Raw genomic sequence first — 13477 nt, 5'->3', positions numbered from 1 at the left:
GGTCGCAGGGCAGGAAGTGCACGGTGATGCCGCAGATTTTTTGGCCGGTGTAGTCGGGAACGGGTACGACAAGGCTGTGTTGACGTTTCTGCTTCTCGACTTTGCTGACCCAGGCCAAATACCTGGAGCGGTCGGCGAACCCGGGAAACTCGTCAGCGAGCGCACTCATGCCGCTGGCCCCAGTCTCCCAATCAACGCGCACGGTCATCCCAGGTTTCCACCGAGAAGGCGCGATATAACAGCAGCCTCCCCCGCCACCCTGGTAGGGACCGATGATGTCCAGGCCAGAGCGGCCATCAACCTTGAAATGGTTGATGGCCCAATGCGTGTGGTTGATGCCTTCGATGGTGCCTGCCTGCGCGCCCTGCCCGAACACGGCCGCCACCAGGGCGCAGACCATGACAGCGATAATCTTCGGCGTTGAGCAACCGGGCACGCCCGAAAACTGTCGTCTTTTTGTATTCAGCATGTTCATGCGCCCCGTAGCCGCTTCCAAGTGAAGGCCTCACGCTCAGGCCTGGACAGCAAACCCGTACGGGTGGCCTCGATCATGGCGGTGTAGTGCGCTATGAAACCCTGCTCGGCACTCCATCCGGATGGCAGAGCTTCGCTGAGGTTACTCATGGCCAAGGTGGCGTCGCTGGCGCAGCCCAAGGTGTCCAGCTGGCTGTCGCTCAGTTCGATAGGGACGAAGCTCTCGGGGCTGTCAGGCGCACCCGCTGCCCCAAGCAGGCGTTGAGGCAGGCCATCCAGATCAAGCCAGCTCCAGAAAACAGCCGGTCGCAACAACAGCTGCTGTTGATGGGGCTCTAGAACATGGCTGAGCAACAGTGGGAACAACCGCGGATCGTAATAGCGCAGCAATCCCAGGCACCCGCCATTACCCGCTTCCAGACACCGACCAAAATGCTCGGCCAGGATTTCGAACGGCCAGTGGGAGGCCAATACCAACAATTGCGAGTTCCCTCCCAGCGTTTGTATCAGGCCTGCAAGCCACTGCCGTTGCAGGGGCTGCGCCAGGTCTATGCGTACCAGCAATGGCGCCAGCTCCTGCGCACCAGCCTCCGGTAACCCGGCGAATAAGGAATACCAGGGCATTGCAGGTTCGACACTGAGAACACTGGGCAGCAACGGAGCTTTGCTGCCGGCCTGGTCGATAATGATGTCCAGACGGGTCACAGACGCCTGCAGGCATGAGCCTTCCAGCAAATCCATCCAAGCTTTGAAGTGCACAGAAATCATGCGCGTGCCTCCCTAAGTAAAAATCCGACAGCCTCGGCCTGAGCCTTTTTCAGGCACTCCTTGCATACCGATCCGGGTAATTCTGGAAGCGGAAAATCCTGTTCTGCCGGTGGACTTTGCTTGTACTGACCCTTGACGCAGATCACATTCGGGCTATGAATCTGGATCTCACCCCCAGCTGTAATCCGGATGTAGCCGCCCCCGCAGCCCAGCGTGATGCCATTCTTGGCCGTCAACTGCAGGTGGCCCTGCACCGACTGCATGGTGATGTCCTGCTGGGCAATCAGGTTCATCAGGTCGCCATGGGATTCGATTTCCAACGGCCCTTTACCGGACACCAGGCGCATCCCCTCCTGTTGCGCCAGCAATGAAATGCTCTGATTGGCATGGGCGGACAGTCGATGGGCGGCGGCCAGGTTGATCTCATCGTTGCTTTGCAGGTACAGCGCATTTCCGCTTCTCAGCAGCAGACTGGCGGGCGTCAGCACACCGATGCCTTTGGGGGCGCTGAGCAGGATGGCCGGGGCCTTGAGGTCGTCGGCGTCACGCTGGAATTGCTGCAAACCCTGAATGCTCGGCGGGCGGCTGTGGTGTGCTTCGGCAGTCACCCGGCATTCAGCCAGTTGCTGTTTGGCGCCTTCGATCCCCAGAGTGATCGGCTGCATGGCAAGCACATTGCCCATGGCCTTGGTTTGCTCATCGGCACTGATGAACACACCCTTCCCACCTCGAACGGTTCCCCAACCATCCGTGCGCAGCTCAAACCCTTCACCGCGCTTCTGCTTCTTGGCATCCACCAGATGCCCAAGATTCAGCTGGCTTTTGCCACTGTGCTCAGTACTGAGCTTGACGTGCTCCTGCCCCCGGTCGTCCTCCATCCGCAGCTTGTTGTTCGCCGGCGTGCGCAGCACGTTGCGCCGGTAATTGCGGTGCTCCAGCGTCACGTGGTCGGGGTTCTGGTCGTCGTGCAGCGCATGGGCGATGTAGGGCCGGTCCGGGTCGCCCTGCTCAAATGCGACGGCGACTTCCGTGCCTGGGATCAACGGGAAATGCAGGCCATAGGTGTCGCCGGCATACGGCCGGGCGAGGCGCAGCCACATGCTCTCCGCGCCGGCTTTCCAGGTGTCGCGGTCGAACATGAAGCTGACCCGGTAGCGGCCTGTGAAGTCGATTTCGGAGTACGGGTAGTTGGCGGTCGGGCTGGTCAGGCGCGCCGGGATGGTGCCGGCCATTTTGGGTTTGGGCGGTACCGGTGGGCGAAAGCACACGTCGGCGGACCAGGGGATGGCCTGGAAGCGCGCCTCGAAGTTGCTGCCGCGCCCGGCGCGGGTGCTCAGGTGGGTGATTACGGCGCCGGGGGCGAAGGCCGTGAGGGGTTTGCCGTCTACGTTTAATACGCCGCCCGGCAGCAGGCCGGCACTGCTGCTGACGCCGCTCAGACGGACGCGGTCGTTGAGGTAACGTTCGTGGCGCAGGCGCGCGAAGTAGACGCCGGTTTCAGGGGGCAGGTTCTTGTAAAACTCAAAGCGGTCGCCGAGGACTGTGTAGGGTTCGGCGTAGTGATAGGCCTCGCCGTAGGTGGTCGGCACGCCGCGTGTCTGATCGATTTCGCCGTTCAGATAGGCACGGATATTCCGAGGATTATAGGCGCGGACATTGACGTGTTTTTCCACCACCTGATGGGCCGTTTGCAAGTCCCACACGCTGTCCTGGAAATGGCTGTTGAAGCCACCGGATGGGTGGTTGGGCAGATCGATGATTGGCTGGCAGTGGAACTGACTGTCGTAGAACTCCACCACGCCCACCGAGTACTTTTCGCTGCTGATGCAGCGATAAAAGATCCCGACTTCGGCCAGCAACCGGTCGATAAAGGCCAAATCGCTTTCCCCAAACTGCATGACCTGCTCGCGCCTGGGGTACTCACGCAAGCGATCGAAGTTGTACTCGTTGTTCAAGAATCGATGGCGATCGCGCAAGATGCTTTTGACGATCTCCGGAACCGATTGATGCTGGTAGATGCGAAACTGCTGGCCGCGGCCGAGCAGCGCCAGGCGTGGCTGCAGGGTGGCTTCGTAGCGCGCTTCGTCGAGGGACGCGGACAGGCGTTTGAAGTGCGTGATGTAGCCATGCACGGTGCGCAGCGGGTTGAAGTCGGGAACGGCGAAGCCGCGGGGGATTTTTGGTTTACCGGCCGGGTAGAGGCTGAAACTGGCCGGGCGTTTGAGCATGGCCTCGGCCGTGATGTCGAGGTCGCTGGCGGTGAATTCGATGCAGTAGGTGAAGGGCTGGCTGAGTTGTTCTTCGCCGTGGAAGCAGAGGACGTCGAGGGGGCTGTCGACGCCGTGGACCTTGAGGGTGTAGAGGTTGTGGTTGTAGGTGAATTGCTCGGACATGCTCAGGCCTTCCTGGTCTGGGGGGGACGGTCAGGAAGGGTGTTGCTTCCACCCTGGTCCTAGGGTTTGGAAGCTTTGATGAAGGCGGTTTGAATGTGAATAGGACGTTTCTGATGGGTGCGTAGGACGTTTCGGTATTTGCTCAAAACTGAAAGTTCCGACCCGTTATGCAGCCATTTCTTAAATGCTCGAAACTGAAATTTCCTACCCGCTACGAAGCTATTTCTTACCTCTTTTTCTTGGGATAAACCGCACGTTTTCCTGCGCCGTTGTTAAATGGCGCAGATTGTCAGTTTGCCAAGTCGGTCCTACGGAATCGGCTGAACAGCCCGCTCCAGCAGATACTCGCGAACCGCATCCCGCTCCCCGGCAAACTCGATTCGCCCGCCCTTCTTCTCCCGCTGAAACGCATACATCGGGTCGTAATACTCGCTCAACAGTCCCTCGATCCAACGCCGATGCAGTTCCACCGAGCCGCTGCGCGCCTGTTCTTCCAGGGCATCCTCCATCAACAGCAGCATGCGCCTGTGCCGCTCACCACCCAGGCGCTTGTGGACATTGTTAAGGCTTTCCAGCAAGCGCTCGGAGAACAGCGCGAACCCGACATCGCCATGGACCGTGATGAATTCGGCACACAGGTCCACCACGTAATCGCGCAGGATCCGCTCAACCCGCCCTTCGAGGCTGTCTTCCAGCCAGACCATCGGATACTGCTGCATTCCCAGGTACAACGGCAGCGGCAAGGCGCAGCTGCCAACGGTGCGACTCTCGTCTTCGAGTACAAACCGCTCGATGCCACGAGCGCGCTTTTTCAGGATGTCCACCGCCAGGCGGTTCTCAAAATCGATGTTGGAGGGCTGGTCCGTGGCGCGCTTGCCGAAACTGGAACCGCGGTGGTTGGCATGGCCTTCCAGATCCAGGCCATTGCTCAACTGCGTCAGCACCTCGGTCTTGCCGGTGCCCGTCATGCCGCCCAGCAAAACGAAATCACACTGGGCCACTGCCTGGTCCAGCGTATCCAGCAGGAACGAACGCATGGCTTTGTAGCCACCCCCGACTCGTGGATAGTCGATGCCCGCCTCGTCCTTGAGCCATTGCTGGACAAGCTGCGAGCGCAAGCCGCCCCGAAAGCAGTACAGAATCCCTTGGGGATGGGTCCGCGCAAAATCGGCCCAGGCCTGGATGCGTTCGGCCTTGATCGCCCCGGACACCAGTTGGTGCCCGAGGGTAATCGCCGCCTGCTGCCCATGCTGCTTGTAGCAGGTGCCGATGCGCTGGCGTTCGTGATCATTCATTAGCGGCAGATTGACCGCACCGGGGAACGAGCCCTTGGCGAACTCGACCGGCGCGCGGGCGTCCAGCATGGGCCGGTCGTTGAGGAACATGTCGCGGTAGTCGGTGCAGTCGATCGTCATCAGATCACCTCGACCGCGTGGGTCTGTCGCTCGACCAGCGCACCGATGGGTGACAGCATCAGCCCCAGTTCGGCGGCGACGCTGAGGAAGTGCGAGTTGCCTTCTGGAGTCACCGCGATCAGCAGACCGCCGCTGGTCTGCGGGTCGCACAGCACACGCTTGTGCAGTTCCTGCAGACGTCCCAGCTTGCTGGCATAGCTGTCGAAATTGCGCAGGGTGCCGCCAGGTACGCAACCTTGTTCGAGGTAGTATTCGACCCCGGCCAGGCGCGGTACGCGGTCGTATTCAATGCGCGCGGTGAGGTGGCTGCCGTCGGCCATTTCCACCAGGTGCCCGAGCAGGCCGAACCCGGTGACGTCGGTCATCGCGGTCACGCCTTCAAGCTTGCCGAAACGGCTGCCAGGCTTGTTCAGGGTGCACATCCAGTCCCGGGCCAGACCGATATCGGCGTGGCGCAACTTGCCCTTTTTCTCGGCGGTGGTGAGGATGCCGATGCCCAGGGGTTTAGTCAGATACAACAGGCATCCGGCTGTCGCGGTGTCGTTGCGCTTCATGTGGCGCTTTTCCACCAGCCCGGTCACGGCCAGGCCGAAAATCGGTTCAGGCGCGTCGATGGAGTGCCCGCCCGCCAAGGGAATGCCCGCTTCATCACATATCGAGCGACCGCCACGAATCACTTCCCGGGCAACCTCCGGAGCCAGCACATTGACCGGCCAGCCGAGGATCGCGATCGCCATCAGCGGATCGCCGCCCATGGCGTAGATGTCGCTGATGGCGTTGGTAGCGGCGATGCGGCCGAAGTCGAAGGGATCATCGACGATCGGCATGAAGAAGTCGGTGGTCGAGACCACGCCACGTTCTTCGTCGATGGCGTAGACCGCTGCATCATCGCGCGAGGCGTTACCGACCCAGAGCTTCGGGTCCAGATTCTGCGCCCCGCTGCCAGCCAGGATCACCTCCAGGACCTGAGGGGAAATCTTGCAGCCGCATCCTGCGCCGTGGCTGTATTGGGTCAGACGAATCGGCTCGCTCATGGGTGGCACCTTGTAGAGTCAGGTCAACAATCCTACAGCAAACACCAGGATCCACGCCGCCCGCTTGCCGGCGATCGCTACACCGCCATCGCCGGCAGCCAGCTGCGGAAAATTCAAAAAAAAACCGCCCTTGCGCGCGGCTAAGGTGCTTCGACCCTGCGGGTTAATTGCATTAATGCTTTTGTGCGCGCAGTGCGGTCTTCACCGATTCTGGTATGGCTTGTGCAAACGTTTGCGAGCTGCTGATAGCAGCGTGTTCGGCCCATAACAACGACAGCCCGGAACACCGGGCACTTGATGGATTTCGAAAGGGACTTTCAATGAACGCGACACTCAGCCGTGCAACAGGCGCGCGCAAACTCTCTGTTTCCTTACTGCTCGCCGGCGTTACAGGACTACTCAGCGGCAACCTCGCCGCGCAACCCGTCACCACAGAAGAGTCTGCCCAGGGCGAGGCGCTCAGCCCTGAAGCCAGCCCGCCAAAAAAAGGCGCTTACCTGTCGGACTGGTTCAACCAGGACCTGACGCTGATCGGCAGCAAGGACATCAGCTTCGGCCCGCAGCCCGCCGACGACATCTACCTGGAATACGAATACTTCGGCCGCAAGGGGCCGTTCGAGTTGTACGGCTACATCGACATCCCGAAGATTTTCAACATCGGCAACAGCCACGACAAAGGCGTCTGGGACCATGGCTCGCCGGTGTTCATGGAACACGAGCCGCGAATTTCCATCGACTACCTGGCGGGCCGCAGCCTGGCCATCGGGCCATTCAAGGAATGGTACGTGGCGTTCGACTGGATCTATGACCACGGCAGCAACAGCGCCAACCGCGCCAATACGCTGTACAGCGGGCTGGGCACGGATATCGACACGCATTCGCGGGTCAATCTGTCGGCGAACTTCTACGGGCGGTATCAGTGGGAAAACTATGGCGCCAGCAATGAGTATTCGTGGGACGGTTATCGTGCGCAGCTCAAATACATTGTGCCAATCAACAGTTTCAGCAATGGTGCATCGCTGACCTATATCGGTTTCACCAACTTCGATTTCGGCTCGGACTTGCACAAGGACAACCCGGCCCGCACGGCCAATGCGACGGTGGCAACCAATGTGTTGCTCTACTCGTTCACTCATCTGCGGTTTACGTTGGTCGGGCGCTACTTCCATAACGGTGGGAATTGGGAGGATGGCAGCGTGTTGAATTTTGGCGATGGGGATTTCAGGGCGCGCTCTGATGGGTGGGGATACTACGCGGGGGTTGGGTATCAGTTCTAGCCGTCTGACAATCCGACTGAATTTTCCGCCCCGCCCATGATCCTTCTATTACCACAGGGAGAATCACGGGCTTTATGAACAACGCAAAATTATTCGTCATTGAATACACCCTTCATGGCGCCCCCAAGTCTTTCATTATCCGTCTGGACAAGATGGACAACGCAGAGGCCTGGCATTGGGCAAGCTGTGACGCCGGCGTGGGTCGGATCCCGCGCTTTGGCAGGGAGAAGGTGCAGAAAACCAGCAAACCGATGGCGGAGAAGTTCGGCGTCGAGAATGTGACCTGGCGACCGGCCGGCTGACGCGCGACGAGCGTTTAAGCAAACCACAGTGGAGCCTGAAAAGGCTCCACTTTGTTTGCGTGGCCACTTAACTGTGAGCGCACTTGCAGCCTTTGGATGAGCATTCTTCGCCATGCTCATGATGCTTGGCGCAGGCTTCGCAGCAGTAATGTTTGCCGTGTCGGGCGATCGGGTGCTCACCCAGCTCGCACTTGCATTTGGGGCAGTCGCAGATATCGGTCTTGGTTACTGTCATGATCTGACTCCATTGGTATGGTCGTCAGGATGCGCGGATGCGCACCCGCCTTCATATTGTAGGAGCTGCACACAATCCTGTAGCAACACAGTCCGATCAGGCGTCGCGGGTATTACTGCGATACATGAACACCAGCGCCAGTGCCAGGCACACCATCGCCAGGATGCGGCTGCCGGACAGCTCGATTGCCGGATTACCCAGCCAGCCGAAATTGTCGATCAGCATGCCCATCCCCAATTGCCCGACGATCACCGCGACAGTCGCGACAGCCGCCCCTACTCGTGGCACGGCACCGACCATTACCATCATGTAGACCACACCGAACAACGCGCCGCCAAGCTGCCATTTCGGCACGTCCAGCAGACTCACCGCGTGGGCCGGTTCGAAGAACAGAATCAGCAAACCCGTGACCACCGCGCCGACCACGAAGGTCAGCAGACTGCTGCGCAATACGCCGACCGTTTCACCCAGACGGCCGTTGATCGCCGCCTGCACACTCAACACTGCACCGGCCGCCACGACCACTGCCAACAAAATAAACAGACTCATCATCAACCCCTGGCAATCAGAACAAGTGCGGCAACAATCAGCACCAACGCCAGCCAACGTTCACCGTTGACCTTCTTGCGCGCCGCGCCGAACCAGCCGAAATGGTCGATCAGCACGCTCTTGCCGACCTGCCCGGAGAGGATCGCGATCATTGTCATGGCAACGCCGATATGCGGCGTGGCCAACGTCAGCACGATCACGTACACGGGCCCCAGAAAACCGCCGATCAACTGCCAGCGCGGCAAGGTGTTGAACGCCGGCCCCTGTTGCCGACCGCTCATGAGCAGCAGCAGAAACAGAATCGCCGAGCCAACCCCGAAGATGCTCAGGGTCGCCCACAGATGCCCGACCTGAACCCCTAGCGGCCCTAGCAACCCGGCCTCCACGGAAAGCCCCATGCCGGCCAGAATCACCAGCGGCAACAGCAGCAGCCGCAGCCCTGGTTTGGTGGCAGGCGTCGCAACGACGTCTGCCTGTTCGATTGAAGATTGCATAGAAATAACCCGTGATCAGTTAACACAAACCCATGTAGGAACAAGCCTGCTCGCGAATGCGCTGGCTTGGGCGCGTCCACAGGGTGAAGAGGCGTGCATTATCGGCTGGCTTCCCTTTGCGATAAATGGGAGCATCCGGACAACACTTTTGCGCATTACGCACAGCAGGATTGAACATGCAGGGTCTCAACGAATTCGGCTTCAAGGCACTCAGGCTGTTCGTCGCGGTGCTCGACCACGGCAGCTTCTCCGAGGTCGCCCGCCGCGAAGGCCTGGCGCCCTCTTCCATCTCCCGGCAGATCCAGCTGATGGAGCAGGCCTTGAACCAACAGCTGCTATACCGGCACACCCGCGCCGTCACCCCCACCGAAGCCGGGCGCATGCTGGGCCATCACGCACGGTTGGTGCTGGTGCAGCTCGAGGAAGCCGAGCAGGCGCTGCAGGAGCAGCAAAGCGAGCCGAGTGGATTGGTGCGAATCAACGCTCCGGTGGTCTTCGGGCAACGGCACCTCACGCCCTGGCTGGGCAAGTTGTGCGCGCGCTACCCGAAGCTGCAACTGGACATCCAACAGACTGACAGCTACGTCGACCCGCTGCAGGAAGGTGCCGACCTGCTGTTTCGCATCGGCCCCCTGCACGATTCGAGCATGCAGGCGCGGATTCTCGCGCCGCATCGGTTCCAGGTGGCCGCCAGCCCGGCGTATCTGCAGCGTTGCGGTACGCCCCGCCATCCCGACGATCTGGTCGAGCATCAGTGCCTGGCTTATAAAGGTGTAGCGGGTCAGCAGCGCTGGTTTTTCCGCAAAGGGCAGCAGGAGTGGGTGCCGTACTCGGTCAAGGGGCCGATCACTGGTAACCATGCCGACACCCTCACCCAGGCTGCGGAACAGGGCCTGGGGCTGGTGATGTTTCCGTCATGGCTGATTGGCGAAGCGGTGCGCAACGGCACGCTGGTGCCGGTGCTGCAGGAGTATCAGGTCTCCAACAGCCTCGAACCGCAACAGATCGCCGTCCTCTGGCCCGGCAGCCGCCGGTTGTCGGTGAAGGTGCGGACGGTGATCGATTTTTATGTCGAGTGCTTTGGTGCGGTGCCGTATTGGGACAGACCGTAGCTGGCTAGCGTCTCATCGAACCATAACCCAAAACTCAAAACTACGTAGCAGCTGTCGAGCTTGCGAGGCTGCGTTCGGCTGCGCAGCAGTCGTGAAATCAGGTTCTGCGGTGCATCAGGAAAACCTCGCGCGCCGGTTCTACGACTGCTGCGCAGCCGAACGCAGCCTCGCAGGCTCGACAGCTGCTACAGGGACGGGGTGCGCAGGTCCGCAGGTTAGACAGCTGGCGCGGATAGCGCCGGTCAGATCCGAAATTGCCCGACCAACTTGCCCAATCGCTGCCCCAGGTCCGCCAGGCTGCGAGTGGTTTGCGCGCCGAGCTGGGTCTCGTCGGCGACGCTGTCCACGGCGGCCGCGATCTGATGCACGCTGCGATTGATCTCTTCAGCTACCGCAGTCTGCTCTTCGGCGGCGCTGGCGATCTGCGCGTTCATCGAATTGATCGTGCCGATAAGTTGCGCCATGGCGTCCAGCGAAGCGCCCGCTTCGTTGGCCTGGGCGCTGGTGCCGTCGCCGGCCTCGCTGGAGCGGCGCATGGCCTCCACGGCTGACTGCGTGCCCGCCTGCAAGCGGTCGATCATGCTCTGGATTTCCTGAGTGCTGATCTGCGTACGACTGGCCAACGCCCGAACTTCGTCCGCCACCACCGCAAAACCTCGGCCCGCCTCGCCGGCACGCGCCGCTTCGATGGCAGCGTTGAGGGCCAGCAGGTTGGTCTGGTCGGCGATAGAACGAATCACCCCGAGCACACTGACAATCGATGACACGTCCTTCTGCAAGCTGTCCAGAGACACGCCGCTGCTGCGAATATCGTCCACCAGGGCATGAATCTTCACAATGCTGCCCGCCACTACCCGCTTGGCCGCCTGGCCTTCTTCATCGGTTTGCTGGGCCGCAACTGCTGCGTTCTGCGCGCTTTTGGCAACCTCCTGGGCCGCCGCCGACATTTCATTGATGGCCGTGGCCACCTGATCGGTCTCGTGGCGTTGGCGTTCCATCGCCTGGTCCGATCGCTGCGCCTGATCGGATACCTGGGTCACCAGGCCGGTCAACTGCGCCGTCATTTCCGTGATCTGCCGCACCAGCCCATGGATCTTGTCGACAAACCGATTAAATGACCCCGCCAGTTCACCCAGTTCATCCTGGCTGGTGATGGTCAGGCGCCGGGTCAGGTCACCTTCGCCTGCGGCGATGTCATCGAGGTTGTTTTTCATCAGGTGCAATGGGCGCAAGATCGTGTTGGACAGCACCACGCCGGCAGCGCCAATCACCAGCAACACCACTGCGGCGATCCCGACGATGCTCCACACCACCCCTTCCATGCGCTCATGCACCTTGGCCTCGACCAGCGCCACCTGCGCCTCGATGCCATCGAGGTTCACCGAAGTACCGACCGCCATGTCCCACTTCGCCAGGTAGTCGGTGTAGCCAAGTTTGGGTACGAGCACCTGGGTGTTGCCCGGCAACGGCGAGCTGTATTGCAGGTAATGGCTGCCGTCTTTGGCGACTTTCACCAGGTCGCGGTTAACGTACACGCCGTTCGGGTCGCGGTTGTCCTTGAAGCTCTGGCCCACGCCGTCCGGACTGTTGGCCTTGAACAGGCGCACAGTGTTGGAGTCGTAGCCGAAGAAGTAGCCATCCTTGCCGTAGCTGATGCTCGACAGCAATTTGATCGCTTGAGCCCGCGCACCATCGTCGCCGGGAGTGGCCGCATCATAGAGCGGTTTGATCGTGGTCATGGCCACGGCCACGTAGCTTTGCAGGGTGGCCTTGGCATCAGTGAGCAGGCGTTGCCGGGTTTCCTCGACTTCCTTGCGCGCCTGTTCCTGCAGGATGAACAGCGTGGTGAGGCTGATGACCAGCGCAAAGAGCAGCACCGGGAGGACGGCAAGGGACAGGACTTTAGCCTTAAGGCTCATGCGCATGACGTTCACTCTTTTGATTTTATTGGCGTGCCTGAAGCTTTAACGGCACGCCGCAGCAAAAGTTGAATGTCACCCACCTTGTATGGGCCTGGCTTGCCAGCGATGACGCCCGCAAGATCGCCATCGCCGGCAAGCCGGGCTCCTACGAATTTGCGCCAAACCCAGTCCCGTGGGCAGTTACAACACCATCGCCGCCACCCAGCCAAACGCCAGCAACGGCAGGTTGTAGTGCAGGAAAGTCGGCACCACCGTGTCCCAGATATGGTGATGCTGGCCATCGATGTTCAGGCCGGAGGTAGGGCCGAGGGTCGAATCCGAGGCCGGGGAGCCTGCATCACCCAGTGCACCTGCGGTGCCGACAATGCTCACGATCGCCAGCGGGCTGAAACCCAATTGCACACACAGCGGCACAAAAATCACCGCGAGGATTGGCACCGTCGAGAACGACGAGCCAATGCCCATGGTCACCAGCAAGCCCACCAGCAACATCAACAAGGCACCGATGGCCTTGCTATGGCCGATCCACGCAGCGGAGGCTTCCACCAGCGACTGCACGTCTCCCGTGGCCTTGATCACTTCGCCAAAACCGGAGGCGGCGATCATGATGAAGCCGATCATGGCCATCATCTTCATGCCTTCGGTGAACAGATCGTCGGTGTCGCGCCACTTCACAATCCCCGACACCGAGAAAATCAGAAAGCCTGCCAGGGCGCCGATGATCATCGAGTCCAGCAGCAACTGAATGACAAACGCGGCGGCGATGGCCAGGCCTGCGACCATCAGGCTCAGCGGGTTGTACTGCACTGCGACCTGCTCGACCTGCTCGATTCTGGACAGGTCGTAGACGCGCTTCCTGCGGTAGCTGACAAACGCCATCGCGAGGCCAAACACCATGCCCAGCGCCGGGATGCCCATGGCGTGGGTGACGTTGATGCCGCTGATATCCACGCCGCTGCGGGCAACGTTGGCCAGCAGGATCTCGTTGAGGAAGATGTTGCCAAAGCCCACCGGCAGGAACATGTAGGGGGTGATCAGGCCGAAGGTCATGACGCAGGCAATCAGCCGCCGATCCAGTTGCAGCTTGGTCAGCACGTATAAAAGCGGCGGCACCAGCAACGGGATGAAGGCGATATGTATCGGCAAGATGTTCTGGGAAGCGATGGCCACGACCCACAGCAGGCCGATCAGCAGCCATTTGACCTGGCCGCCACCGCTGGCGTGCTGGCGATCAACCATTGCCAGCGCCTTGTCCGCCAGGGCATGGGCCATCCCCGACTTGGCGATCGCCACGGCGAACGCCCCCAGCAAGGCATAGGACAGTGCCACGGTAGCCCCGCCGCCGAGTCCACTATTGAAGGCTTTGAGCGTGGCGTCGATGCCCAGGCCGCCGGTCAGGCCACCCACCAGCGCGCCCACGATCAGCGCGATCACTACGTGCACGCGGGACAGGCTGAGTATCAGCATGACGCCGACCGCAGCAATTACTGCATTAATCATCG

Annotated in this window: 13 protein-coding genes; 3 read left to right on the top strand and 10 right to left on the bottom strand. The window is 60.7% G+C overall.

Annotation, left to right across the window (positions count from 1 at the left end):
* From tli1a to selD, 5 genes are all read right to left on the bottom strand, one after another.
* Window positions 1-400, bottom strand: a 400-nt coding sequence (tli1a, locus tag ORL50_RS20175; RefSeq protein WP_266017551.1) for a Tli1a family immunity protein, incomplete at its 3' end; no start/stop codon positions are given.
* Between the two features lie 71 nt (window positions 401-471).
* Window positions 472-1242 carry a toxin Tle1 chaperone Tla1 gene (tla1, locus tag ORL50_RS20170; protein ID WP_266017547.1) on the bottom strand — a complete coding sequence of 257 codons (771 nt, stop codon included), beginning with the start codon at window positions 1240-1242 and terminating at the stop codon, window positions 472-474.
* Complete coding sequence (locus ORL50_RS20165) at window positions 1239-3635, bottom strand: type VI secretion system Vgr family protein (RefSeq protein ID WP_266017546.1); 2397 nt, start codon at window positions 3633-3635, stop codon at window positions 1239-1241. Before ORL50_RS20165 ends, tla1 begins: the two co-directional genes overlap by 4 nt.
* Before the next feature lie 308 nt (window positions 3636-3943).
* Window positions 3944-5050 (bottom strand): tRNA 2-selenouridine(34) synthase MnmH, encoded by a 1107-nt coding sequence (gene mnmH, locus ORL50_RS20160; RefSeq protein WP_266017545.1) that lies wholly within the window; start codon window positions 5048-5050, stop codon window positions 3944-3946.
* A complete protein-coding gene (gene selD, locus ORL50_RS20155) occupies window positions 5050-6084 on the bottom strand; it encodes a selenide, water dikinase SelD (RefSeq protein ID WP_266017543.1) in 1035 nt (344 codons plus the stop codon). The genes mnmH and selD overlap by 1 nt, the downstream gene beginning before the upstream one ends.
* Before the next feature lie 320 nt (window positions 6085-6404).
* Here selD and ORL50_RS20150 point away from each other — a divergent pair, with 320 nt between their 5' ends.
* Together ORL50_RS20150 and ORL50_RS20145 are read left to right on the top strand one after the other, a co-directional pair.
* Window positions 6405-7361 (top strand): nucleoside-specific channel-forming protein Tsx, encoded by a 957-nt coding sequence (locus ORL50_RS20150; RefSeq protein WP_266017542.1) that lies wholly within the window; start codon window positions 6405-6407, stop codon window positions 7359-7361.
* 74 nt (window positions 7362-7435) lie between these two features.
* Window positions 7436-7663 carry a DUF6555 family protein gene (locus tag ORL50_RS20145; protein ID WP_045060943.1) on the top strand — a complete coding sequence of 76 codons (228 nt, stop codon included), beginning with the start codon at window positions 7436-7438 and terminating at the stop codon, window positions 7661-7663.
* A 67-nt stretch (window positions 7664-7730) separates the two neighbouring features.
* Here ORL50_RS20145 and ORL50_RS20140 read toward each other — a convergent pair whose 3' ends face one another.
* The 3 genes from ORL50_RS20140 to ORL50_RS20130 form a co-directional block, all read right to left on the bottom strand.
* Complete coding sequence (locus tag ORL50_RS20140; RefSeq protein WP_266017541.1) at window positions 7731-7898, bottom strand: metallothionein; 168 nt, start codon at window positions 7896-7898, stop codon at window positions 7731-7733.
* A gap of 96 nt (window positions 7899-7994) precedes the next feature.
* Window positions 7995-8447, bottom strand: coding sequence for a DMT family transporter (locus tag ORL50_RS20135; protein WP_266017540.1), 453 nt, complete (start codon window positions 8445-8447; stop codon window positions 7995-7997).
* 2 nt (window positions 8448-8449) lie between these two features.
* Complete coding sequence (locus ORL50_RS20130; protein ID WP_266017539.1) at window positions 8450-8941, bottom strand: DMT family transporter; 492 nt, start codon at window positions 8939-8941, stop codon at window positions 8450-8452.
* Window positions 8942-9117: 176 nt separating this feature from the next.
* Here ORL50_RS20130 and ORL50_RS20125 point away from each other — a divergent pair, with 176 nt between their 5' ends.
* Window positions 9118-10053, top strand: coding sequence for a LysR family transcriptional regulator (locus ORL50_RS20125; protein WP_266017538.1), 936 nt, complete (start codon window positions 9118-9120; stop codon window positions 10051-10053).
* A gap of 242 nt (window positions 10054-10295) precedes the next feature.
* Here ORL50_RS20125 and ORL50_RS20120 read toward each other — a convergent pair whose 3' ends face one another.
* Window positions 10296-11978 (bottom strand): methyl-accepting chemotaxis protein CtpM, encoded by a 1683-nt coding sequence (locus ORL50_RS20120; protein WP_266017534.1) that lies wholly within the window; start codon window positions 11976-11978, stop codon window positions 10296-10298.
* 177 nt (window positions 11979-12155) lie between these two features.
* Window positions 12156-13472 (bottom strand): Na+/H+ antiporter family protein, encoded by a 1317-nt coding sequence (locus ORL50_RS20115; RefSeq protein ID WP_266017550.1) that lies wholly within the window; start codon window positions 13470-13472, stop codon window positions 12156-12158.
* Between the last annotated feature and the right edge of the window lie 5 nt (window positions 13473-13477).

The organism is Pseudomonas sp. RIT-562 (assembly GCF_026241895.1).
GTDB classification, from domain to species: domain Bacteria; phylum Pseudomonadota; class Gammaproteobacteria; order Pseudomonadales; family Pseudomonadaceae; genus Aquipseudomonas; species Aquipseudomonas mandelii_F.
The sequence above is the reverse complement of the archived record's forward strand: the minus strand, read 5'-3'. Positions and strand labels throughout refer to the sequence as shown.